The following is a 1,371-nucleotide window of genomic DNA, read 5'->3' as shown; positions in this document are numbered from 1 at the left end:
CGGCTTCAGCCCGCCGGGGCCGCCGACGTGGTCGGGACCGGTGCCGCCGTCGGCGCTGCCTGCGGGCCCGCCGCCCCCACCGGGACCGCCGGCTCCGCGCCGGCCGTACCCGCCGTCGCCGACACCAGCAGCTGCCGGGGACCCTGCGCCCGCGTCGCCAGCAGAGCGGTGAGCAGGCGGACGACCCGGATCGTGCGCCACGCCGTGACCGCGGCGAGCACGTCGGCCCAGGCGTGCAGGACGACCCCGTCGGCCAGCGCCTGCGTGCCGGTGCGGAACCGCCAGACCAGGACGACCGCGCCGAGGACCACGCACGCCGCCCACAGCGCCCACCAGACCAGCAGCTCCCGCGACGGCGACGGCCGCCGTTCCGGCGGCAGGTCCAGCGCGGCGTGCTCGGTCTCGGCCAGCAGCGAACCGGGCGCGACCAGGTTCCAGCCGGGCACCACCCAGCCCGCGACGACCCGGCGGCGGCTCCGCCAGGCGCGCGTCCCCGAGCGGTCCGCGGCGGCCCGGTAGGTCCACACGCTCCACGAGATCATCAGCACCCCGGCGGCGATCGTCGCCACCACCGAGGACCAGCCGCCGAACCACACCAGCGCGTCGGAGACGCCGACGGCCTCCGGGGACAACGCGTCGGACCGGCTGAACAGCAGGAGCACGTACCGCCACACCTCGGCGACGGCGGCGACCCCCGACACGACGACGACCACCCACAGCACGGGCACGAGCTGCGCGGCCAGCGCGCGGGCCCGGTCGACCGGCCGGAGCGGGCCCTCACCGGGGACCGGCGCGATCCGCCAGGGCCCTACCGGGAGGCCCCAGCGCGGGACGGCGCGGTAGCGGGGCGGGCCGGCGTAGCGGTCCCGCCGGGCCGTGGGCTCGGCGGCCGGCCCACCGGGCGTCGTCGCCACCCAGTCCAGGGCGGCCAGGTACCGGCCGCACCACGGGCAGAACGCACCCCCTCCGGGGGGCGCCGTCCGGCCGCAGCGCGGGCACGGCGGGCCCGGCCGTCGGGACGCCGGCGCGGACACGGGTCAGGCGATCCGGGGGGCGCTGCCGTCGTCGGTCACGACCGTGCGGCCCTGGGCGGCCCAGTCCTGCATGCCGCCCTCGACGTTCACCGCCGGGAAGCCCTGCTGGGCCAGGTAGGCGACGACCCGGGCCGACCGGCCACCGGAGCGGCAGACGACGTAGAGCGGGTCGTCGGTGGGGACCTCGCCCATCCGGCCGGCCAGCTCGGACATCGGCAGGTGACGGGCGTGCGGGGCGTGCCCTGCGGTCCACTCGTCGAGCTCGCGGACGTCCAGCATCGGGGCGTCGGCGGGGAGATCGGACACGCCCACGGCGGGGAACCGGGCGGGCAATGGG

General features: G+C 78.8%; 2 protein-coding genes. Both read right to left on the bottom strand.

The genetic code is table 11. The features are described 5' to 3' along the window. Positions 1-5: 5 nt before the first annotated feature. Positions 6-914 carry a DUF4328 domain-containing protein gene (locus tag NH602_RS30885; protein ID WP_179761457.1) on the bottom strand — a complete coding sequence of 303 codons (909 nt, stop codon included), beginning with the start codon at positions 912-914 and terminating at the stop codon, positions 6-8. A gap of 123 nt (positions 915-1,037) precedes the next feature. Beyond that, on the bottom strand, positions 1,038-1,367 hold the full coding sequence (locus tag NH602_RS30880) for a rhodanese-like domain-containing protein (RefSeq protein WP_253069697.1): 330 nt from the start codon (positions 1,365-1,367) through the stop codon (positions 1,038-1,040). Positions 1,368-1,371: the final 4 nt, after the last annotated feature.

The sequence above is a fragment of the Pseudonocardia sp. McavD-2-B genome, assembly GCF_024124365.1.
Taxonomy (GTDB): Bacteria; Actinomycetota; Actinomycetes; order Mycobacteriales; family Pseudonocardiaceae; genus Pseudonocardia; species Pseudonocardia alni.
Note: the sequence above shows the minus strand (reverse complement) of the source record. Positions and strands in the feature narration are given on the sequence as shown.